This window comes from Duganella rhizosphaerae (genome assembly GCF_040364205.1).
Lineage (GTDB): Bacteria > Pseudomonadota > Gammaproteobacteria > Burkholderiales > Burkholderiaceae_D > Rugamonas > Rugamonas rhizosphaerae.
Map to the genome: position 1 here is coordinate 164,373 of NZ_BPWK01000003.1, position 22,527 is coordinate 186,899.

Annotated in this window: 15 protein-coding genes; 8 read left to right on the plus strand and 7 right to left on the minus strand. The window is 63.4% G+C overall.

The features are described from left to right. Positions 1-106 precede the first annotated feature (106 nt). Together RUGAMON1_RS08030 and RUGAMON1_RS08035 are read left to right on the plus strand one after the other, a co-directional pair. Positions 107-1,099, plus strand: coding sequence for an acyltransferase family protein (locus RUGAMON1_RS08030; protein WP_445230014.1), 993 nt, complete (start codon positions 107-109; stop codon positions 1,097-1,099). A gap of 126 nt (positions 1,100-1,225) precedes the next feature. After that, a complete protein-coding gene (locus RUGAMON1_RS08035; RefSeq protein ID WP_445230015.1) occupies positions 1,226-3,175 on the plus strand; it encodes an O-linked N-acetylglucosamine transferase family protein in 1,950 nt (649 codons plus the stop codon). A gap of 13 nt (positions 3,176-3,188) precedes the next feature. On the opposite strand, the gene RUGAMON1_RS08040 is transcribed toward RUGAMON1_RS08035, so the two are convergent. The 7 genes from RUGAMON1_RS08040 to RUGAMON1_RS08070 form a co-directional block, all read right to left on the minus strand. Next, positions 3,189-3,392 (minus strand): DUF6447 family protein, encoded by a 204-nt coding sequence (locus RUGAMON1_RS08040; RefSeq protein ID WP_445230016.1) that lies wholly within the window; start codon positions 3,390-3,392, stop codon positions 3,189-3,191. A gap of 30 nt (positions 3,393-3,422) precedes the next feature. Beyond that, complete coding sequence (locus RUGAMON1_RS08045; RefSeq protein ID WP_445230017.1) at positions 3,423-4,757, minus strand: TolC family outer membrane protein; 1,335 nt, start codon at positions 4,755-4,757, stop codon at positions 3,423-3,425. Between the two features lie 7 nt (positions 4,758-4,764). Beyond that, complete coding sequence (locus tag RUGAMON1_RS08050) at positions 4,765-6,129, minus strand: HlyD family type I secretion periplasmic adaptor subunit (protein ID WP_445230018.1); 1,365 nt, start codon at positions 6,127-6,129, stop codon at positions 4,765-4,767. Between the two features lie 2 nt (positions 6,130-6,131). Beyond that, positions 6,132-7,964, minus strand: coding sequence for a type I secretion system permease/ATPase (locus tag RUGAMON1_RS08055; protein ID WP_445230019.1), 1,833 nt, complete (start codon positions 7,962-7,964; stop codon positions 6,132-6,134). A gap of 248 nt (positions 7,965-8,212) precedes the next feature. Further along, entirely contained in the window at positions 8,213-9,748 is a 1,536-nt protein-coding gene (locus RUGAMON1_RS08060) for a class I SAM-dependent methyltransferase (protein WP_445230020.1), read from the minus strand. Positions 9,749-9,874: 126 nt separating this feature from the next. Beyond that, a complete protein-coding gene (locus RUGAMON1_RS08065) occupies positions 9,875-14,071 on the minus strand; it encodes a hypothetical protein (RefSeq protein WP_445230021.1) in 4,197 nt (1,398 codons plus the stop codon). A gap of 499 nt (positions 14,072-14,570) precedes the next feature. Then, positions 14,571-16,034: a FecR family protein gene (locus tag RUGAMON1_RS08070; RefSeq protein ID WP_445230022.1), complete on the minus strand. Its 1,464-nt coding sequence runs from the start codon at positions 16,032-16,034 to the stop codon at positions 14,571-14,573. 197 nt (positions 16,035-16,231) lie between these two features. On the opposite strand from RUGAMON1_RS08070, the gene RUGAMON1_RS08075 reads away from it, so the two are divergent. From RUGAMON1_RS08075 to RUGAMON1_RS08100, 6 genes are all read left to right on the plus strand, one after another. Further along, positions 16,232-18,136, plus strand: coding sequence for a CHASE2 domain-containing protein (locus tag RUGAMON1_RS08075; protein WP_445230023.1), 1,905 nt, complete (start codon positions 16,232-16,234; stop codon positions 18,134-18,136). Next, positions 18,136-19,413 (plus strand): tetratricopeptide repeat protein, encoded by a 1,278-nt coding sequence (locus RUGAMON1_RS08080; protein WP_445230335.1) that lies wholly within the window; start codon positions 18,136-18,138, stop codon positions 19,411-19,413. The genes RUGAMON1_RS08075 and RUGAMON1_RS08080 overlap by 1 nt, the downstream gene beginning before the upstream one ends. A 68-nt stretch (positions 19,414-19,481) precedes the next feature. Beyond that, complete coding sequence (locus tag RUGAMON1_RS08085; RefSeq protein WP_445230024.1) at positions 19,482-20,261, plus strand: Crp/Fnr family transcriptional regulator; 780 nt, start codon at positions 19,482-19,484, stop codon at positions 20,259-20,261. Positions 20,262-20,435: 174 nt separating this feature from the next. Then, positions 20,436-20,813, plus strand: a complete 378-nt coding sequence (locus tag RUGAMON1_RS08090) for a GtrA family protein (protein ID WP_445230025.1) — start codon at positions 20,436-20,438, stop codon at positions 20,811-20,813. Beyond that, on the plus strand, positions 20,810-21,682 hold the full coding sequence (locus RUGAMON1_RS08095) for a GNAT family N-acetyltransferase (protein ID WP_445230026.1): 873 nt from the start codon (positions 20,810-20,812) through the stop codon (positions 21,680-21,682). Before RUGAMON1_RS08090 ends, RUGAMON1_RS08095 begins: the two co-directional genes overlap by 4 nt. After that, complete coding sequence (locus RUGAMON1_RS08100) at positions 21,672-22,457, plus strand: PIG-L deacetylase family protein (RefSeq protein ID WP_445230027.1); 786 nt, start codon at positions 21,672-21,674, stop codon at positions 22,455-22,457. The genes RUGAMON1_RS08095 and RUGAMON1_RS08100 overlap by 11 nt, the downstream gene beginning before the upstream one ends. Positions 22,458-22,527: the final 70 nt, after the last annotated feature.

Here is a 22,527-nt window from a genome sequence, read left to right on the forward strand (position 1 = left end):
CCCCCCATTGCCTCGGCCACGATAAATCCGCATAATCCGCCATCGCCGCCCGAGCGCGGCAACAGAAAAACAGACCGCGCAGGTCTGTTTTCACGTAGAGGGCAATATGGGTATATATCGGTTGATGCTGGCGATGCTGGTCGCCATTTCGCACGTGGGCGTTACGTTCTGGGGCTACAACCCGGGCGTGGTGGCCGTGGTCTCGTTCTTCCTGCTGAGCGGCTACGTGATGACCATGTTGATCGGCAAATACTACGACCGCCCGGCCGCCGTGCCCGCCTTCTACCTGGACCGCGCCGCCCGGCTGTTCCCGCAGTTCCTGTTCTACATGCTGCTGGCCGCGCTGTGCATCCACTTCCTGCATCTGGAGTCGCCCTCCTTCCTGAGCCAGCTCAACGGCGTCAAATGGCTGCTCAACTTCCTGATCCTGCCGCAGGGCTTTTATATGTACTGGGCCGACGGCGCGCTGGTGCTGCCGCAAACCTGGTCGCTCGGGCTGGAGCTGACGTTCTACCTGGCGATCCCGTGGATCCTGATCATGTGGCCGCGGCGCGGCGTCTACCTGCTGTCGGCCGCCTCGCTGCTGGTGTACGGCTGCGCGTATTCCGGCCTGATCAACTCCGACCATTTCGGCTACCGCCTGCTGCCGGGCACGCTGTTCATGTTCCTGTTCGGCGCCTCGCTCAACCGCGACACGGCCGGCGCGCGGCGCTACCGCGGCGCCGTCTACGCCGTGCTGGCGCTGCTGTATGCCGGCCTGTTCTTCAGCCCGCGCCTGTATGGATTGAATTTCAACAAAGAGGTGCTGGCGGGACTGCTGATCGGCATTCCGGTCGTGATGGCGATCCGCAGCCGCCCGTTCTCGCGCATCGACGAGTTCCTGGGCAACCTGAGCTACGGCGTGTTCCTGAACCACTTCCTGCTGATCTGGGTGATCCAGAAGGCCACGGGGCAGGCGATCGAGCAGACCAATGTGCTGTTGCTGCTGGCGGCGTCCATGGTGCTGGCCTTGCTGTCGTATCAGCTGGTCGAGCGGCCTGCGCTGCGCTGGCGGCACGCGATGCGCCAGCAGAAGCCTGCGCTCGCGATGCAGGTCTAGGCGCTATCCAAGACCACATGACCGTCTCCAGTAAGCGCGGCCATGCCCCACCACACGGCGCTGCATGGTAAAGTAAGGCCGTCGATAGCTGCGGCATGCGCCCGGCATCGTGCCGGCCCAACAGCAATGAAAGTTCACAGCACCGTGATGATGAAAACCGATGCGCGCGGCCAGTTGGCTCGGGCAATGACACTGATCTCCGAAGGCCGGCTGGCAGAATCGCTGCCCGTGCTTGAACCGCTGACCACCGGTGCCGACCGCACCAACGCGCTACAGGCCTGTATAACGCTGGCGATGGTCTTCAATAATCTGGGACGTTTAGGCGAGGCGGAGCGCTGGGCGCAATCCGCTTGCTCCATGGCGCCGGCCGACGTGCGTCCGCTGTATCTGCTGCTTGGCATCTATGACAATCTGGGCAACGTCGCTCAAGCGTATCGCGTGGCCCAGCAAATCGGAGAGCGCCCGGTTCCGCTGGAGCTGCTTGGCGCCTACTGCCAGGCCACCGTCAGGCAGGCCGACTATGCGCGGTTCGACCGCCTGGGTGACGTCTTCACTTTGCTGGCGCAAGTGCCTCCAGGCCAGCTGCCAGGCTATATCGCCAGCCTGAGCATGCGCAACCGGGTATTCTCCGCCGACAGCCTGACAAAATTCCTCGCACTGCAAAGCAGGTGGGGGGCGCACATGATGCAAGAGGCCCAGGCCCATCCCTTGTCCGACGCTACCCGCCAGATTGCCGAACGCCAGCGCAATCGCGATGGCCGTCTGCGCATCGGCTTCTACGTGCTGTCGGACATCGCGGAAGCGCAGCGGGTGCTGAAGCCCATAGTCGAGCGCCTTGACCGCAGCCTGTTCGAGGTATGTCTTGCCTTCATCGAGCACGGTGCAGGCGTGGTCACCGACGATTCTTTTACCGGTCTGTTCGAACAGGTGATCGTCATTGCACAAGGCAACAACCGCAGCGTTGCCGACAAGCTGGCCCAAATGAGCTGCGACATCCTGATTGATCTTAACGGACTGCAGGCGCCATCGACGCGGCTGGGCGCCATGGCGTGGCGCGTGGCGCCGCTCCAGCTATCGTGGACCGGGCAACCCAACACCTGCGGCCTGCCGGCGCTGGACTACATGATTGTTGACGAGGTGCTGGCCGCTGACGGCGTCGGTTGCCTGAATGCGACGCTAGCCCTGCCGGGGGCTTTTGCCTGCTTTGGCGCCATGCCGGACTTTCCCCTGGCGAGCACCCTGCCGTCGCAGCAAAACAAGTATGCGACCTTTGGCGTGGGTGTCGATCCTAGCAAGTACAACCTTGGCACAGTGGCGATGTGGTCCGCCATCCTGCACCGGAGCTCGGGAGCGCATCTGGCGTTCCTGCGCCCTGAGTACGCCAGCGCTCCGCTGCAAAGCAATATTCTGGAGGCCTTTGGCCACTACGGCATCGAACGGGGGCGCATCGAATTCTGGTGCGAGAAAGCCCCACGTCGCGAGCACATGAAAGCGTACAACAGGATAGACGTGTTGCTCGACTGTTACCCTAAGACCGGCGGCATCGGCATGCTGGAATCTTTACACATGGGTGTACCGGCGGTGACGCTGGAAGGCGACGCGGTGCAATTGCGGGTCGGCGCCAGCCACCTGCATGCGGTCGGCCTAGATGACCTGCGTGCGCGCACAACGGAACAATATATCGAGAAGGCGGTAGCACTGGCTGCGGACACCGAGCGCCGTGCTCTGTTGCGCGCGACGTTGCGCCAGCGCCTGGCAAAGTCGGCCTACACCGACGTCGGCCAATTTGCTGCAGGATTCAACAATGCCATGAAAAATCTGGTCAGCCACCCCGCCTTGGCTGACCGGTCCCGCCACAGAAAGGAAACCAGTTCAATGGACAACCAACAAACCATCAATATGGATGGCAAGGAATACCTGTTAAGCGCACTGTCTGCGGAATCGAAGGCGCAACTGCAAATGTACCAGGCGACCGAGCAGCGCATCGCCGAACTGCAGCGCGACCTGGCCATCATGCAGACGGCGCGGACCGCCTATGGCCAAGCACTGAAAGCGTCGCTGGCCAGCCTCGGCTGACATCCTCGACCAGTCACTGCAGTGAGCGCGGCAAGGCGTCGCGCAACGCGTTCTCGTAGGCCATCTTGGCCGTCAGATAGACCGCGAGCTTGGCGTTCAAGCGAGCGATCTCTCCTTCGACAAACTGCAGATTGCCTACCTGGCTGCGGGCTTCGTCATTTAAATCGGCCACCCGGTAGCTGGTGCCGTTGACGGTTACTTCGAGTTCCGGTTCCATCGCGCCCCTTTCATCGTGAATGCGCTCCGTTCAACGGAAATACGCAGCCATCGCGCGCACATCGTCGGCCGACAATGTACCGGCCGCCGCCCGCAGTTTCATCTGCGCCAGCACATAAGTGTAGCGTGCCTGTGCCAGATCTCGCTCGGTGGCGCTCAATTGCCGCTGTGCGTCCAGCAAATCCAGATTAATGCGCACGCCGCCTTTGATGCTCTGCTCGGTCGCCTTGACCAGCAAGCGTCCCGATTCGACTGCCTTCATCAGCGCGTCGATGCGCGAGACGCTGCTGACCACGGAATCGTAATCCTTGCGCAACTCCAGCATCGCCTTGTCCGTTTCCGTTTGCAGGTCGGCCTTGGCTTTTTCGCGATTGGCCACGGCCTGCCTGGTGCCCGCATTGACCGCGCCACCCGAATATAGCGGAATGTTCAGCTGGAAACCGACGCTACGCGAAGTGATAGTCTGGTCGATGGTGCTAGTCGAGTCCGAGGTACTCTTACCGTAGGTACCCACCAGATCGAGTCGCGGAGCGTGGCCCGCGCGCGACTTGTTGACCTCTTGCTGGTTGATGTCGACGGCAAGCTGCTTGGCTTTCAGATCGGGGTTGCGCTCCATCGCCACCCGCTTCCAGGCGTCAAAGCTCAGCGTGTCGTCCGAGCTGCCACGGAAGTCGGGTGCCATTTTTTCCAACTCACCGACGTCGCCGCCGATGATGGCGGCCAGGCTGGTGCGGGTGGCGGCCAGATTATCCTGGGCCTCCAGCAAGGCCGCTTCCGCGACGTCGAGGCGGGCGCGGGTTTCCAGCATATCTGTGCGGGTGCCCTCGCCCTTGGTGAACATCAGGTCGTTGACCTTCATCCGTTCGATATAGGTATCGCGCTCGATCCGCGCCAGCGCCAGCTGATCTTCCTTGAACAGCGCCTCGATATAGGCACCGACTACGCGCAGCGCCACTTGCTGCTGTTCGCTCAGATAGACGGCGCCGCTGTAGTCGGTCTGCAGCTGACCTTCCTTATAGCGCGCCCACGCATCCAGGTTGAACAAGGTTTGGCGCACCTGTATGTTGGAGGAGCGGCTGTAGTAAATCGGGTGTATCGACCTACCATCTTGGGAAATATCGGTACGATTCTTACTGTCGGAAAAACTGGCCGAAATACTCGGGAGCAAGCCCGACAAACCCAGCACCTTGTTTTCCTTGCCGCCCTCATTCGCATAGTAGGCCGCACGGAAGACCGTATCGTTTTTCAACGCGGCGTTATAAGCTTCCATCAAGCCCAAGGCGGACGCGCTGGCGCCGTGCAGCATGGCGCCGGCACCCAACAGCGCCGCGAGCAGCGCCGCCGGTTTCAGACGTGGTGTACGCATCGTCATTTCATTCCTCCGTCATCGAGGTCTTGGCGCGATCAAATACCGGCTTGAGCAGGTAGCTCATCATGGTGCGTTCGCCGGTCTTGACGAACAGCTCCACCGGCATCCCAGCGCGCACCAGCAGTTTCTTCTTCTGCATCATCTTCATGCCTTCGGGCGTCACGCGCACCTGCACGCTGTAATACGGCGCGCCATTGTGTTCGTCTGTCAAACGGTCGGGCGACACTTTCGTCAGCACCCCGGGCACATGAGGCGTGGTATTGCTGTTAAACGCGGAGAACATCAACTCGACGGGCAAGCCGGCATGTACCTTGTCGACCAGATTGACGGCCAGACGGCCCTCGACAATCAAAGTGTCTTCCACCGGCACAATGTCCATCATCCGGAAGCCTGGCTGCACTACAGCGCCGCGCGTGAAAACGGCCATCCCGATTACCACGCCGTCCACCGGCGAACGTACCTCGGCATTATTGACTGCATATTTTTCGGCGACCTGCCGGCTACTCAAGGCCAGCACTTCCTTTTCCACATCGGCCAGCTGAATGCGCACATCGCGTTGATATTCCTGGTTCCGCTGGGCTAACTTCAGCGTCAGTTCGGCCATCTGGCGCTGGATGTGTCCGATTGTGCCCAAGTCCTCCGCGATCGAACCATTGAGCTGTACATAGGTGCGCTCGTAATCCTGCACCTTGCTGCGCGCAACATAGCCCTCGCGTTCGAGGTCTTTCAAGTTGTCGTATTGTTCCTTGACTATGCGCGCCTGTGCAATCTTGCTATCCCGCCCAGATTGAACGCCGGACAACTGCGACTTCAGGCCGGCAATACTCTCCTGCGCCGCCGCCAGTTCACTGTGCAACGCGGCTTGCCGCGAATTCAGCAATTGCGTCTGCAAGGCGATATTCTCGATCACCCGTGGGTCACCCTTGTTCTCTTCCAACTGCGCAGGGAATACCAGGCTGCTCTTGCCGTCGCGCTCGGCACGCAGTCGCGCCGCCGCCGAGAGATTGGCGATCAGCTGCGTCTTGCTAATGTCCGCTTGCGACTCCACCACGACACTGTTCATCTTGACCAGCACCTGGCCTTTTTTGACGATGTCACCTTCCTTGACCAATATCTCATCGACGGTGCCGCCGATCTGGTACTGAATCGCCTTGCGGTTGCCCTCGTTAGTCACCGTGCCAGACAACGGCACGCCCTTATCCAGCGGCGCGAAACATGCCCAGCCCAATGTTCCAAGCACCCCGACCAGGACGATGATCCAGCCCAGCCGGCTATAGCCGCTGGCATCGGTATTGACCGTCAGCGGTGCGACGTCATGGGAAATGACATCGCTTGCCAATGCCTTGGTATCTATCAATTTCATATTCATGCTTACTCCGTAGTGGCATTGCCTGCCGCTTGGGCAGCCGGCTGCATCTGATTCTGCTCTTGTTGCTGGGCTTGCTGTTGTGCCTGCTGCTGGGCCTGGGCTTGTGCCTGCTGCTGGGCCTGTGCTTGCTGTTGTGCCAGCGCATTTTTCTGGTTTTGCTGCTGCAAGGCTGTCAGCACCTGGTCCGTCGGGCCGAACATCTCGACCATACCATCACGCAGCAGCAACAATTTATTGGTTACACCAATTGCACTGGTGCGGTGGGTGATCAAGACGATCGTCTTACCTTGCTGACGCAAATCGGCAACTGCGCGCACTAGCGCCTGCTCACCCACGTCATCCAGATTGGAATTGGGTTCGTCGAGAACAATCAGGGAAGGGTCGCCGTACATGGCGCGCGCCAGACCGAGGCGCTGACGCTGTCCACCGGACAAACCGGCGCCGCCATCACCCAACATGGTGTCGTAGCCATTGGGTAGATGCAAGATCATTTCATGCACGCCGGCGCGCTTGGCGGCCAGCACCACCTTGTCCGCATCGACTTCGCCGAAACGCGCGATGTTGTCGACAATGGTGCCGCCAAACAGTTCGATATCCTGCGGCAGATAGCCTATATTCGGTCCCAACTCAGCCTTGTTCCAGCTGAAGATATCCGCGCCATCGAGGCGTACCTTGCCCCCTGCGGCGGGCCAGACACCGACTAACAAGCGTGCCAAAGTCGACTTGCCCGAGCCGCTCGGGCCGATCACGCCCAGCACGTCGCCCGGCATGATGGCAAAATTGACGTTTTTTAATAGCGCGGTCTTCACGCCTGGCGGCGAGGCAATAACGTTCTCGACCGCCAAATGGCCGCTCGGTTTAGGCAGCGGCATCCCTGCGCCGCGCGGCGGATTTTTCTCCAACAAGTCGCGCAAGCGCTCGTATGCACTGCGAGTGCTGCTAAAGGATTTCCAAACACCAATCACCTGCTGCACCGGCGCCAGCGCCCGGCCCAGCAAAATCGAGGCGGCGATCATCATGCCGGAAGTAATTTTTCCATCCAGAACCAACAACGCGCCGAAGCCCAGCACCAGCGATTGCAAGGAAACTTGCACGAACTTGGTGACGGCACCGACCAAACCGGCTTTTTCGCTCGCTTCCGCCTGCAGGTGCAAGAATCTGCCATGCAGTTTGAACCAGCGGCCCATCAGGTTGGGCAGCATGCCCATGGATTCGATCACTTCGGCGTTACGCAGATTATTAGTGGCAAGCGCACTAGCCGCAATCGCCATGCCGTTGGCCTCGGCCATCGGCTTTTTCGTCACGCGTTCATTGATGACGGCCAGGATCACCAGCAAGCTGGTTCCGCCCAATGCAAACAGGCCCAGCATTGGCTCAAACAGGAAGATGACCAGCAGATAGATCGGGAACCACGGCGCGTCAAAGAATGCAAACAAGGCATTGCCGGTCAAGAATTGACGCAGCGAGGTCAGATCCTGCAGCGCCTGGCCGGCATTGCCGCCCGCCTGCTTCAGATTCTGCTCAAAGGCGGCGGTGTAGATGCGACGGTTGAGCTTCATGTCGAACTGTGCCCCCACCCGCACCAGCACAAAACTGCGTATCAATTCCAGCGCGCCCAGCAACACGTAGGCACCCAGCATCATCAAGGTCAACATCAGCAAGGTGATCTCGTTGCGGCTTTGCAGCACGCGATCATAAACCTGCAGCATGTACAGTGACGGCGCCAGCATCAGCAAATTGGTGATCGCGCTGAAAACGCCGACGGTGTAAAAGGTGCTCTTGAAACTGAGCAGGATTTGCTCAATCTCGTTCTTCGGATTCAATAGTGGTTTCATAGGTTCTAGCTGACTAGCAACGGCGGTATAACGCAAGGAGACGCGAATGACGGTGAAAAAAAATGTCGCCCATGCGGCCAAGTGCACGGCGAATGGCCGCAGCACAATTATTTAAAGACGAGACATTATCGCTGAAACGCGAGAGGAATTGTGACGCAGATCACAATTTTTTGGAGAAATACACTTTAAAGTTGCATAGAAAACCACAAAACGCAAGGAATATGCCACATTCCTTGCCTTTGTTACGCCTAGATCATGCCCAGACTACGCCAGTCTGGCAGTGTATCACGAACGATACGCTCGATCGCCAGACGCAATTCTTGCAGGTTCTGCTGCTCGTTCTCCAGGGTGACGCCGTCCCTCACCATCCGCCGCGACAGCCGCGACATGATGCACCAGGCGTCGACCACCAACTTGTCGATGTCGGCCTCGTCACCGCCCTGTGCAAGCAACCCGAACACCAGTCGCTCGACGTAGCTTACCGCCACTCCGCCGCCCAGCACCGGCGAACACATGACGCTATAGTCGTCGCCGTGCTCGAGATGAGCGGCGATGGCCTGATTGAATCGGCGCGCAGGCGCGGCGTCAACCGGCGCACCGCGATACAAGGCGGCCTGGCCGGAGGTCGTCAGCAGCGCCGCGGTCTGCAGCACATCCTCAAGACTGCTTCCTTGCAGCTGCGGCAGCGCCGCCAGTTCTGCCAAGGTGTGCGGACGAACGGCCAGCGCATCGCAAAGCGGGCCGTACACTGCAGGCGCGCCACTTACCGCACCGACTGTCAGCACCATGTCGAAAGTCACCTTATCGCGCGCCACCATCAACGCCACGCAGGTTTGCGCCAGCCATGCGGTACGACGTGCCGGCGACATCTTGCGAGCGCCGCGCACAAACACGTCCTTGCGGAACGCCGTGTTGAGAAAATAATCCTTGAGCGTCTCGTGCATGGCGGGATCGGGCATTTGCGCGAGCAACGCCTTTCTTTCCTCGTTGAGGAACAGTTGCGTGTAGGCGCAAGAAAATTCCGCCCCACCGGCAAAATCCATTTTCGCACCGCCCAGGGCCCGCGCCACATCCGCATGGTACAAAGGCTGCCAATGTTTGTGCATATACTCGTGCACCAGATAGTTGGTGTTACTGGTCTTCAAGCCGTCCACGCGCGCCTGGTTGGAGGGATGGGCATGGAAATAGCTCGCGCCGGCTTCGGACAATTTTTGCAGGAAGGTAGCGGCGCCGCGCAGCTGGATGTCGCTGCGGTTGGGGTGAGCGTCGCCATACTCGACCAGCAGGCGCTGCATCGGCAAGGCCGCAATCCAGCCTGGCAGCGCGTTATAACTCAGGTATACCAGGCCGCCCGGCTTCAGATAACGCGCGATGAAATCAACGATGTGCTGCTGATTCTCCGGCGTGACCCAGGTGTAGATGCCATGCAGGGTGATGAAGTCCAACTGCGGCAGCTGTACCGCGCCCTGCGCCAGCTCGGCAAAACTGCTTTCTAACAAAGTCAGATTGCCGATACCGCCATCCGCCGCCAGCGCGCGCGCGCCTGCAACGTGGGCCGGATTGAAGTCGGTGGCAAAAAACTGCCCCTGTGGATGGGCAGCGGCCAGCAGATTGGCCGTCAAACCGCGCCCGAATCCCAATTCAAAATAGGTGAATCCGGCGTCGAGCGACACCGGCTCCAAACCGTTGAGCACACAAACCATATTCAGCCATTGCGGACTCTGCTCCTTGTAAAAGCCGGCAATGTATTCCACATCTGATGCATATCCCGCAGTCCAATCCATGTGCATTTCCTGTCAAGTCAAGATGACGACATCGTAAAAAAAACCCCGCAACCGGAAGGTTGCGGGGTTTTAGGTCACACCAGCCTCACCCCGCCGACATGCGCAGAGGTGAGCCTTTCCAAGGTATTAAACCAGGGTCAGGATGTTGGTGGTGCCGCCAGTAGCGGTGCTCAGGTCGACCAGGCCGGTCAGCTTGACGATCTGGTCAACGCCGTTAGCGAAGGTCTGGTTGATACCACCGGCGGTGGTGTGCTTAACTTCCACCAGGTAGGTGTCGCCATGGAACTGGAACCAGCCGAACGCGCCGTTCATCGAGTGGTCAGCCTGGGTTGCGCCAGCAACAACAGCGTTGGCGTAATCCTGGAACACTGCGGTGTTTGCATCCAGACCCGATACCTTGGCCGACACGAAGGTCTCGGTACCCAGGTTGGTGAAGGCGATCTGCATGCCAGCGTGTGCGTCGGTGATGGTCGAGAACGTGTTGACGTTGGCGCCAGCAGTGGTCAGGGTCACAACGTCAGCACCGGTGCCGGTAGTGATGGTGTTGACGCCTGCGCCTACCGAGATGGTGTCCACGCCCGTGCCGCCGACGTAGGTGTTGTTACCCGTGGTCGCGGTGAAGCTATTGGCGCCATTGCCCAGGTTGACAACGTTGTTACCAGTGGTCAGGTTGACCGTATCAGCACCCGTACCGCCGGTGATGGTCTGGTTGCCGGTGGTGCCGGTGACCGAGTTGGTACCGTTACCCAGGGTGATGACGTTGGCTTTACCGTTCGACGCGGTGATTGCGTCGTTGCCGGTGCCGCCGACGTAGGTGACTGCGCCACCGGTTGCCAGCGAGAAGTCAACCGTGTTGGTACCGGTAGCCGAACCTTTGATCGTCGCGGCAGCAGCCAGGGCGCCGGAGGTGAAGGTGAAGCTACCTGCGGTGATGCCGCTGGCGTCAACCGAGGTCATAGCAGTGCCGGTGTCGGTCAGGTCCAGACCGGCGTTACCGCTGATTTTTACCGAGGTAGCCGACGTAGCCACCAGGGTCAGCGTGTCCAGTGGGTTGGTTGGGGTCGCTTGCGTGTCAGCCGTGGTGATGTTCACGGTTTCGACGTTAGCGGCGGTAACCGAACCAGCGGTCAGCAGGCCAGCTTTGCTCAGCGACAGGTTCAGCACGTCGGACAGGCCGGCTGCTGCGTTGGTCACGCCAACAACATAACCGGTACCAGCGGTGTCGCCGGTGATGGTCAGGGTGCCGTTCGAAGCCAGGTTGTTCAGCGTCAGGGTGCCAGCGCTGGCGGACGAGCTCACTTTGGTGTAGTTACCCAGAGCAGCGACGTCCACAGCCTGTGCGCCGGTCGCGCCGGTCAGACTCAGGACTTCGAAGGCGGTAACTTTGGTTGCGAAGGTAGCCGTACCCGAAGCGGTAACTGCATCAGCAGCAACCATTACCAGGGTGTCGATACCAGCGCCGCCATCAACAGCAGCGGTAGCTGCGGTGGTGCCGGAAGCCAGCGTCAGGCTGTCAGCGCCGTTGCCCAGCGTGATAGCTTTGGATACGGTCGTCGACGACAGAGTCAGGTTGTCAACGCCAGCGCCGCCGGTGAAGGTTGCTTTCGATGCATCAGCAGTGATGGTCGACGAACCGGTGGTTGCCGCAGTGCTGATTGCGGTCATGTTGGCGCCCGACAGGTCGGCCGTCAAACCAGCGGCACCGGTAACGGTAACGGTGGTCAGCGAAGCTGGCGCGGCGGTCAGGGTCAGCGCATTGGTGCCGCCGACGGTCAGGGTGGTCAGGTTCGTTGCGTTGATCGCGGCCAGGGTCGAATCCAGCGCGTTACCGTTTGCATCCAGGCCACCAGCGGTGGTGACATTCAGCGTGCTGTACACGTTGTTGGTATCAACCAGGGTGGTCGCGCCGGTCAGGTTGTTGACGGTCAGAGCCAGGGTCGACGAGTGAGCCGTTGCAGCTGCGGTCAGGCTGTTGGTGATCGTGACGTTGGTTGCAGCGGTGGTGCTGTTGGCCAGCGACAGGCTGGTCAGCGCGTTCGAGGTGATCGTCGAGCTTGCGCCGTAGCCGTTCAGGGTCACGGAAGCCAGGGTACCAGCTTTGGTTGCCGAAACGCCGCCGTCGGTTGCGTTCATTGCAGCATTGCTAGCAGTGCCGCCCGATTCGGTGATCGAAATCGAGGTGCCGCCTTTGGTGGTAGCAGCCAGGGTGCCGGTGCCGGTGATGCCGGAAGCCAGCGTAGCTGCGATGGTTACGTTACCGGTTGCTGCAGTGCCAGCGCCGACGGTGATCGTGTCAGCAGCCGTTTGGCCAGCGGTCGTCACGCTAACAGTCGAACCACCTTTAACAGCAATAACGCCACCATTCAGCTTGGCATCAGTCAGGACCACAGCGGTGGTGCCCGAAGCGGTAACGCCAGCAGCCAGGGTACCGCCAACCGACGCAACGTTCAAATTGGTCATGCCGGTCCAAGCCGAGGTATCAGCGGTAACGGTAGCAGCCGAAGTCAGGTTTGCGACCTGGATGTTCTTTACCGAGGTTTGCAACGCAGCGGTGGTGTCCATCGCAGCGATGGTCGTGACGTTCAGCGTGTTGGTGCCCGCGCCGCCATCGATCGAATCGAAGGTGGTCAGAGCGATGACGTTGGTCGCGCTGTTGCCGACGAAGATGTCGTCGCCTGCGCCACCGACGAATGCGGTGCCAGTATCGGAACCGGTGGTCAGCGTGATGGTCTTGGCAACGAAGTTAGCGGCCAATGGAGCAGCGGCAGCGACATCAGCGTTAGCAGCGACGACAGCGGCAGCAGCGGTTGCGGCAGCAGCGGTAGCAGCGGTCAGCGCGGTTGCAGCAGCAGCATCATCAGCGGTGGTGATGGTTGCTTTAGCGGCGTTGCTGTAGTTGGTGGCAACGACCAGAGCTGCGTCAGCCGAAGCCTTGGCAGTGTTGGCGGCGGTCAGTTCAGCAGCAGCGGCGCTAACAGCGGTAGCAGCGGTAGCGATCGAGTTTGCAGCAGTGATCGCAGCAGCGGCGGTGCCGTGTGCGGTTGCAGCGGTTGCAGCGTCGGTCGATGCGGTTGCCGAAGCAGTAGCGTACGAAGCCGAGCTCTGTTGCACAACAACGGTACCAGCAGCGTCAGCAGCAGCAGCGGTAGCGACTTTAGCGGTGTTCACAGCGGTGGTAGCAGCTGCGTCATCGGTTGCGGTGTCGAGGGTCTTGGCAGCAGCAGCAGCGAAAGCAGCAGCCTTGGCGGTTGCGTCAGCGGCAGCGGCGGTAGCGTCGGCGGCAGCGGAGGCAGCTTTGGTGGTTGCGGTGGCAACAGCGGCGTCAGCAGTAACAGCAGCGGCGTCGTCAGCAACTGCAGCTTTAGCAGCAGCGTCAGCGGTTGCAGCGGTTGCAGCGGCTTTGGTCGCAGCGGTGGTAGCGAAGGTCAGGGTTGCGTTGGCCAGGTTCAGTTGCGATTGAGCAGCAACGTAGGCAGCAGCGTCGCCAGCAGCAGCGGCAGCATCAACAGCGGCTTGTGCGGTTACAACGGCAGCAGCAGCGTCGGTCTTGGCGGTAGCAGCGGTAGCGGAAGCAGTAGCAGCGTCGGTCGCGGTAGCGGTCAGAGCGGTTGCATCGGTCAGCGCTTCTTTGGTGTGTGCATCAGCAGCAGCTTTGATCGAATCGGTAACAGCTTGCGAAGCAGCAACAGCGGCGCCGACTTTGGTCGAAGCAACGGTAGCAGCGGCGTCGGAAGCAGCTTGAGCAATAACCGAAGCAGCCAGGGTTGGGTTGTTAGCGGTCTGAACGTTGGTGACGGTCGCAGCCAGCGCGGTTGGAGCGATAGCGGCAGCCAGCGATGCAGCGTCGGTCACGCTGGTGATGAAGGACTTACCAACTGCAGCAGCTGCTGCGTTGGAGTAAGCAACTACGCCGCCTGGGGTTGCCACCAGTTTGTCGGTGAAGGCAACAGCTGCTGCAGCTTTGCTCAGGTAAGCGATGCCGTCTGGGTTACCTGGAGCCAAAGCGCCGTTGGCGATGGTGGTAACGATCTGACCCAGCGTGAAGTTGTGGCTTTCCAGCTGCGCCGAGTACAGCAGTGCGCCGCCGTTGTCAGCGTGACGGCCGAACAGGTTCAGGTAGATCTGGTCGATGATCTGCAGGCTGTTCATGCCAGCAAAGGTATTGGTGTACTCGGTCGACTGACCGAAGGACGCAGCAATACTGGCCAGGGTGGCGGTGCCGGCGGTCAGGGCGGCTTCGTAGAAAGCCAGGCCACCTGGATCTGCAGGACGGTTGAAGTACGCGACGTACAGCTTTTGCAGATCGAGAGTATGAGTAGCCATGTAGTGCTCCTAATGGAAAATATGATTGAAGTTAAATTTTGCAGTCTGCGGAAATTCGCCACTGCAACCTAACGTACCGAATAATGTCAGAAGGTATTGGCCGCTTGATGTGACGCGGGTCACAAAATTGAACAATATCCTCTGAATCTTGATAGTTTATTCACCAACATTAATGCGGCGGATCATTATCAGAGAAGATCGCGGCTAAAGCAAGCCATGTCGAACAGTCCACCCTGGCACCGCCGGCCATGGGGCGCGAACGGTGTTTTGACCCGGTGGAGGATTTAAATATGCAAGCTTGTCGGGGCGACCAAACCTAGGCATTCAAATAAAGGGAAACACGCTCTTTATTCGAACCAATTAAAAGACCGCAGCGCGAATCAGCGCACAATTGTTGCAGGATTACATCACCGCAGAAACAGGCGGCCACAACAAAACAGCCCGCAATCCGGCTCGGCGCCGGACTGCGGGCTGTCTTATTGTGGGCAGTACGGGCGCGCTACGGCTTGGTGACCACGGCCTGCTGGCGCCACAGCGTGGTGCCGTAGACCGCACGGTTACCGCTGAGGCGAGCGTCAAACAAATAGGCCGCGGTGCCGCCGTTTTCCGAGCTGAGCACGCCATTTAGCGCCATATTGGTCGGCGCGTTGAACCGACTCTCGCCCGAGAAGCGGCCATCGCTGGCGACGTCGCCCTTGGATTGCAGGGCAATCCGTTCGGTTTTATTAACTAGATCGAAACTGGTGGCAAAGGTTCGATTATCAAAATTAAACTTCAATACCCCATTTTCAACTTTCGCCACCACCACCGGGATCGCCGTGTTGTCGCTATGTATATATGCCTCGCTCTGCGTCAATTCGAAGCCCACCGCCCCGCGCTCGGGGATCAGATAATCCTTGCCCTGGGTGCGCATCAGCACGAAATCGTCATTGACGGAGACCAGTTCGGTGCCCTTGACCAGTTCAGCCACCATATTCACTTTGACCGGCAGGTCCAGCACCGGCTGCCAACGGCCCCAGACGATCTGGCGCTCCGGCAGGACCGGCGCCGGCGGCACCACCACCGGCGGCGTTTCCACCACGGGCGGCGTCACCACCGGCGGCGTCACCACCGGCGGCGTCGGCGTGACCGGGGGCTCCGGGGTCACCGGCGGGCTGACCTCGGTCACCGGCGGCACGGTGACGATGCCATTCGCGTCCGGCGGGTTTTTGCCGCCCGCCGTGCTCTGCGTTAGTTGCTGCAATGCAACCGTTTTTTGCGCCTCCAGCCCCGGCATGCCGGCCACCCCGCCACCGCCGGCCGCCTTGCCGGCCGGCTCTTCAGGACGCGGCGGCGCGCTCACGTCCGGCGCCAGCGTGGCATCCTGCAACAGTTGCGGCGCGACCTGGCCGCGATGAAATTGCAACAACTGGCCGCGCTGGGTGGCCGACAGCTCGCGGCTGCTGGCGCCCTCGCACGGGCCGATGCCGTCGGGACGGCAGGCGCCGGTGAAGCCGCTGATCGTGATGCCGCCCGAAATGACGGCCACGCGCGAGGTATCCTGGTCGGTAAAGACGGTGAAGTCGGTGCCGCGCACGCCGATCGCGGCCACCGGCGTGTTGAAGCGGAAGTTCTGGCGCGCCGCCTTGACCGCCTCGCCGGACTGGCTGCGCGCCACGCCGCTGAGCAATTCGAGCTTGATGCGGGTGTTGGCCGGGTTGGCGCGGTCCACATGGTAGGCGGCGATGCGCGCCTTGGTGGCCGGACGCAGGATGAACAGGCCGTTGTCGATGGTCTTGATGTACAGGGAACCATCCTTGCCGGTGCTGAGCAACTCGCCCTCGCCGACCGGCCCGTTGAGCACGGCGGCGTGGTCGCCCACCCGGACGTCGCCGGCGACGAAGATAATGGTGCCGGCCTCGGCCGCTTGGGCGAGAGGCGCGGCCAGCGCGATGGCGGCCAGAATCAGTAGTTGACGCAACATGGTATTCCCCTTTTTCGGTCATTATCCTGCCCTCAGGATAGTTTTCCGTGACAGCTATCACATTTTACGCAATTCAATTTTTCCCGCCCCTCAACTTACACTTTGTAGCAAAAGGCCGGCCCGGCCGCACCACCGTGGGCCGCGAGCGGCTATACTGTCAGATTATTCCCATCGTTTCCTCCCAGTATTTTTTCACCTTGATCGACACCTCCCCTCCTCCAGCGTGGCGCCCCCCCGCCCTACCGACCGGCCTGGTTCGCGCCGTGATCGCGGCGGTGGCGATAGGCTTGTCCCTGTGGGCGCAATGGCTGGCGCCGGGCGGCGGCTCGCTGTTCGCCGACGAGTGGCTGCGCGACCAGTTCATCGAGTGGCGCCACAGCGTGGCGCCGGAACCACGGGTGCTGGTGATCGACATCGACGAGGCCAGCATGCGCGAGCTGGGCGCCTGGCCGTGGCCGCGCGCGCGCCTGGCCGACCTGGTGGAAACCCTGCTGACCCAATACCGCGCGCGCGGCGTCGCGCTCGACATCGTGCTGCCCAACCCGGCCGACGCCGAGGGCGACCTGCGCCTGGGCCTGCTGGCGCGCCACGGACCGCTGGTGCTGGCCCAGGCCTTCGATTACAGCCGCGACCGCCCCGAATGGCTGCGCGAGGGCGTGCTGGCCGGCGCCCGGCCGGCGCCGCGCGGCCGCGCCGACGGCACGCCGGCCACCGGCTATATCGCCAACCAGGCGGCCTGGGCCGACGTGCCGCACGTCGGCAACATCGGCTTCATTCCGGACCGCGACGGCACGCTGCGCCGCCTGCCGCTGCGCACCAGCTTTGAAGGCAAGCTGTATCCGGCCCTGAGCGTGGCGCTGGTCGATTGCTGCGGCGGCGGCGGCCTCGACGCCGCGCTGGCGCGCGGCCCGACCCAGCGCGTGTCCTACCGGCGCGACTGGGACGCCTACACGGTGGCCTCGGCGGCCGACATCCTGGCCCAGCGCATCGCCCCGGCCGGCGCCAGCGGCCGCCTGGTGCTGGTGGGCTCGTCCTCGCTCGGCCTGGGCGACCGCGTCACCACGCCGATCGCCGCCAACCGCCCCGGTCTGAGCGTGCAGGCGGCCATGCTGTCGACCCTGCTCGATGAACAACAGGGGCTGGCGCCGGCGCGCTGGCCGGGCCGGCTGATCGGCGCCGCCTACGGCCTGCTGTGCGTGCTGCTGGCCGGCTACGCGCTGCCGCGCCTGCCGGCCGTGCTCAGCGCCGCCCTGCTGGCGGCGCTGTCGGCCGCCTGGCTGCTGCTGGCCTACGCCATCGGTCCGCACGACCCCGATTTCTCCACCACCGGCCCGCTGGCCAGCACGCTGTTCCTGCTGGCGGTGGCCGTGCCCTACCAGTGGCAGCTGAGCCAGCGCGATTCGCGCCACCTGCTCGACACGCTGCGCCAGTACGTGGCGCCGGCCGTGGTGGCGCAACTGCTGCGCAGCGACATCGCCGACCCGCTGGCGCCGCGCCAGCTCGACGTCACCACCCTGATCGCCGACATGGAGGGCTACACCACCCACGTCGAATCGCTGCCGGTGGCCGAGGCGGCCGAACTGACGCGCGCCTTCCTGGCCTGCCTGACCGGACCGGTGATCGACCAGGGCGGCACCTTGGACAAATACACCGGCGACGGCCTGGTGGCGTTCTGGGGCGCGCCGCTGCCCGACCCCGACCACGCCGACCTGGCGCTCGAGGCCGCCGCCGCCATCGTCGCGCGCGTGGCCGAGCTGAGCGCGCAGCGCCAGCGCGACGGCCGCGCGCCGCTGCGGGTGCGCATCGGCATCGAGAGCGGACTGGCCTTCGCCGGCGACTTCGGCACCACCTTCCGCAGCATCTACACCGCCGTCGGCGACAGCGTCAACACCGCCTCGCGGCTGGAGCAGGCCGCGCGCGACCTGCCGCACGACATCATCATCGGCGCCGGCACCGTGCGCCGCGCCAGGCGCCACCAGTTCCTGCTGCTGGGCGAACGCCAGCTGCGCGGCAAGGAACAGCGCACCACCCTCTACACCCTGGAACCGAGTATGGAACACCGCCACACCGCCCCGGCCGCCGGCCAGGAGTCCGCCGCGTGATGCGCGCCGCCCCACCGGCGCGCGCGCCGGCCGCCCTGCGCCGCCTGGGCGCCGGACTGTGCCTGAGCCTGGGCCTGGGCCTGGCGCCGCACGCGGCCGCGCAGCAACAAGATCAGAGCGAGCCCTCGCACGTCAACGACCTGTACCAGGAAGCGCTGCAATCGATCGCCGAAGGACGCAAGAACGACGCCAGCGAAGCGCTGCAGCGCGTGATCGACAAGGAACCGCTGCACGCCGGCGCCTGGCTGGACCTGGCGCTGATCCAGTGCGGCCTGGGCCACCTGGACGAAGCCGAGCGGCTGTTCGTCATCATCGAACAGCGCTTCGCGCCGCCGCCCGGCCTGCGCGCGCTGATCGCCGACGCCCGCGCCGGCGGCTGCCAGAGCTGGACGCCGCTGAGCCAGTACAGCCTGACCGTCGGCCGCGGCATCGACCAGAACGTCAACCAGGGCTCGAACCGGCGCGGCACCGGCCTGAGCGCGCAGGAGATCGACACCAGCTTAGAGCTGACGCCGGAATTCCGCCCCAAGCACGATCAGTACACCATGCTGTCGGGCGAGTACGTGCGCGACCTCACGCCCAACGGCACCATCGGCTTCGTGCAGTTCCAGGGGCGCCGCAACGACAGCCTGCGTCAGTACGACAGCTCGTCGCTGTTCGCCGGCACCGAGACGCCGTGGCGCTTCGGCAACTGGACCGTGCGCGGCAGCACCCTGGTCGGCCTGATCACGCTGGGCGGTCAGCTCTACCAGCGCCAGGTCCAGCTGCAGGCCCGCGTCGGTCCGCCGCTGCCGCTGCCCTACGGCGTCCAGCTCAACCTGGTCACCAGCCTGAGCCGGCTGCAATACCTGACCCTCGACAACTTCGACGCCACCAACGGCGAACTGCGCGCGCAGTTCAGCCGGCGCGACGGCGACAGCGTGCTCAGCGCCAGCGCCGGCGCGCTGCAGGACCGCGCGGTGGGCGACCGCCCCGGCGGCAACCGCCACGGCTTGGCCGCCGGCGCCCAGTGGCGGCACCGCTTCGACAATGCGCTGACCGCCGACCTGGGCTACAACTGGCAGCGCTGGCGCGGCAGCGAGCTGTATTCGCCCGGCATCATCGACGTGGTGCGCAACCAGAACACCCATACGCTGCGCGCCACCGTCAGCTATCCGCTCAACAAAAACCACAGCCTGCAACTGGAAGTGCGCCAGGTCATCAACCGCGAGAATATCTCGGTGTTTCAATACGACAACCGCCAATTGCAGCTGAGCTGGCAATGGCAGGGGCCGTGAGCGGCCTTGTAGTCTGAGCCGCAGGCGCCATCTGCTACACTATCGATGCCTTCCACTCCCACGCACGCATGAAGTCGACCAGTCCTCCCCTCCCCGCCGCCGCGCCCGATACGGCGCTGGCCAGCCACGCCGCGACGCCGCCGGCGCAGGGCACCAACGCGCCCAGCGAAGAGCGCAATATCCAGGTGCACCTGCGCAAGATTCCGCTGCTGTCCGAGCTGTCGGACGAGGAGATCATCCGGGTCAAGGCCGATTTCCGCTTCCGCCACTACCAGAAACGCGACGTCGTGCTGCACAAGGGCGGCAGCGGCGACGGCCTGCTGTTCCTGCTGGCCGGCCAGCTGCAGGTGATCGACGTCACCGAGGACGGCCGCGCGATCGGCCTGCGCCTGCTGGTGCCGGGCGACTTCTTCGGCGAAATCGCGCTGATCAACAATTCCACCCGCTCGGCCTCGGTGGTCGCCACCAGCGAGGCGCTGGTGGCCTTCCTGCCGGCGCCCACGGCGATGCACCTGTTCTCGCACTCGCCGTCGGTGGCCAAGCAAATGCTGCAACACCTGGCGCAGAAGATCCAGCGCGACTCGGAATTCCGCGCCCTGCTCAGCATCAACAACACGGCCAAGCGCATCTATTCCTTCCTGGTGCTGATGCAGAAGAAAAACCCGGACGGCACCGTGGTGGAAAACCTGCCGACCCACCAGGACATCGCCAACATGATCAACACCAGCCGCGAGACGGTCACGCGCGCGCTGCTGACCTTGGTACAGCAGGGCATCATCCAGAAGGAGTCGCACCGCCTGCTGATCAAGGACCCGGACGCGCTGCAGAAGCTGGTCCAGGGCAGCTGAGGCGGCGTCCTGTGACAAGCTGTAACTGTTACTGTCGTAACAAGTGCATGCGGTATAATCGCGCTTCGTCGGCGCCGCCGCGCCGTCAGCACGCCAACCCCTCACTTTTGTCCGCCATGCCGCTAGTCTCGCCCCGCACCGCCGTCGCCATCCTGTCCTGCCTGCCGGGCCGCCGTGCTTAAGCGGGCGCTGCTGCAACCGCAGTTCCTGCTGTTCGTCGCCGGCGGCCTGCTGTGCGCGCTGATCGATATCGGCCTGATGCAGTTGCTGATCCGCGGCGGCGCCGCGCCGGTCGCGGCCGCCTCGGCCGGCTTCGTGGCCGGGCTGGTGGTCAACTATGCGTTCCACGCCAAGGTGACCTTCAAGCAGCTCAGCAGCAGCACCACCGTGGCCCGCTACCTGTGCGTGGTGGCGGCCAACTACCTGATCACGGTGGCGCTGGTGGCGCTGGCGCAATCGCTGCTGGGCTGGGCGCTGGCGGGCAAGCTGGCCTCGCTGCCGCTGGTGGCGGTCAACGGTTATCTCTTGAGTAAATACTGGGTCTTCAAATGATCACATTCGCTCCCTTGCGCACCGATGCGCAGGCGCTGGCGCGCTACGGCGCGCTGTTCGCCGCCTGCTTCCCCGGCGCCACCAAGTTCACCCCGGCCTATCTGCAATGGCTGTACGCCGACAACCCGGACGGCCCGGCGGTCGGCTACGACGCCTGGGACGGCGACACCCTGGCCGCCCACTACGTGTGCGTGCCGGCGCGCGTGCGGCTGGAGGGCGTGGAGGCGCGCCTGCTGCTCTCGCTCAACACCGCCACCCATCCGTCCTACCAGGGCCAGGGCCTGTTCACCAAGCTGGCGCAGCAGACCTTCGACGCCGGCCGCGACGCCGGCTACGACGGCGTCTACGGCGTGGCCAACGCCAACAGCACGCCCGGCTTCATCCGCAAGCTGGGCTTCCAGCTGGTGCGCCCGCTGGAGGCGCGGGTCGGCCTGGGGCCGGTCGGCCAGCCGGCGCCGGCGCGCGACCCGGCGCCGTCGTTCCAGCGCCTGTGGAGCGCCGCCAGCCTGGCCTGGCGCTGCGCCAACCCGGACAACCCGGTCCACGCGCAGCGGCAGCGGCGCCGCTGGCGCTTCGACGCCGCCGCGCTGGGCCCGGCGCGCGCCTACGCCGAGCTGGAGCTGGACTTGCCGGCCGCCGTCGGCGGCGCCGCGCAGCCGGTGTCGGCGGCCGCCGGCCACCGGTCGCCGCTGCGCCTGTACCTGGGCCTGCTGCCGGACAGCCAGCGCAGCTTCCCCTTCTATCCGAGCATTCCGCAGCGCCTGCGGCCGTCGCCGCTGAACCTGATCTACCGCTCGCTGTCGGGGCGCGTGGCGACGCTCGATCCGGCCCGCATCCACTTCACCTTCCTCGATTTCGATGCCTACTGAACGCCAGCCGGTCGCGCTGTTCCTGTTCGCCCACCAGGACGACGAGTTCGGCGTGTTCCAGACCATCGAAGACTGCCGCCGCCAGGGCTGGCGGGTGCGCTGCGCCTACCTGACGCACGGCGCGCACGGCAGCGCCGAACGGCGCAACCAGGAATCGCGCCGGGTGCTGGCGAGCCTGGGCGTGGAGCAGGCCGACATCGTCTTCGCCGGCGACGCGCTGGGCATCGTCGACGCCAGCCTGCCGCGCCAGCTGCGCGCGGCCGGCGCCTGGATCGGGCAATGGCTGGCCGGCCACGCGGCCGAGCTGCGCCTGCTGTGCGCGCCGGCCTGGGAAGGCGGCCACCACGACCACGACGCCCTGCATTTCCTGGCGCTGCAGGCGGCGACCGGGCTCGGCCTGGGCCCGCTGCTGCGCCAGTACGCGCTATACAACGCCTACCGCTGCCCCGGCCCGCTGTTCCGCGTGCTGTCGCCGCTGGCCGCCAACGGCCCGGTCGAAAGCCGGCCCGTCCCGTGGGCCGCGCGCCTGCGCCATCTGCGCCTGTGCCTGTGCTACCCGTCGCAACGGCTGACCTGGATCGGGCTGTTCCCTTTCGTGCTGGCGCACGCCCTGCTCAACGGCCGCCAGGCGCTGCAGGCGGCCGCGCCGGCGCGGCTGGCGCAGCGTCCGCACCCCGGTCCGCTGTACTACGAAAACCGCCGTTTCTACACCTGGGAACAGCTGCAGGCCGACATGGCCGACTACCTGCGCGACGCCGCGCCGCCGCCCCTCTGACAGGCGCCGACACAGTGTGACAAGCTGTAACATGTTACTTACGTAACAAGGGGTGGGGTATAATCGCGGT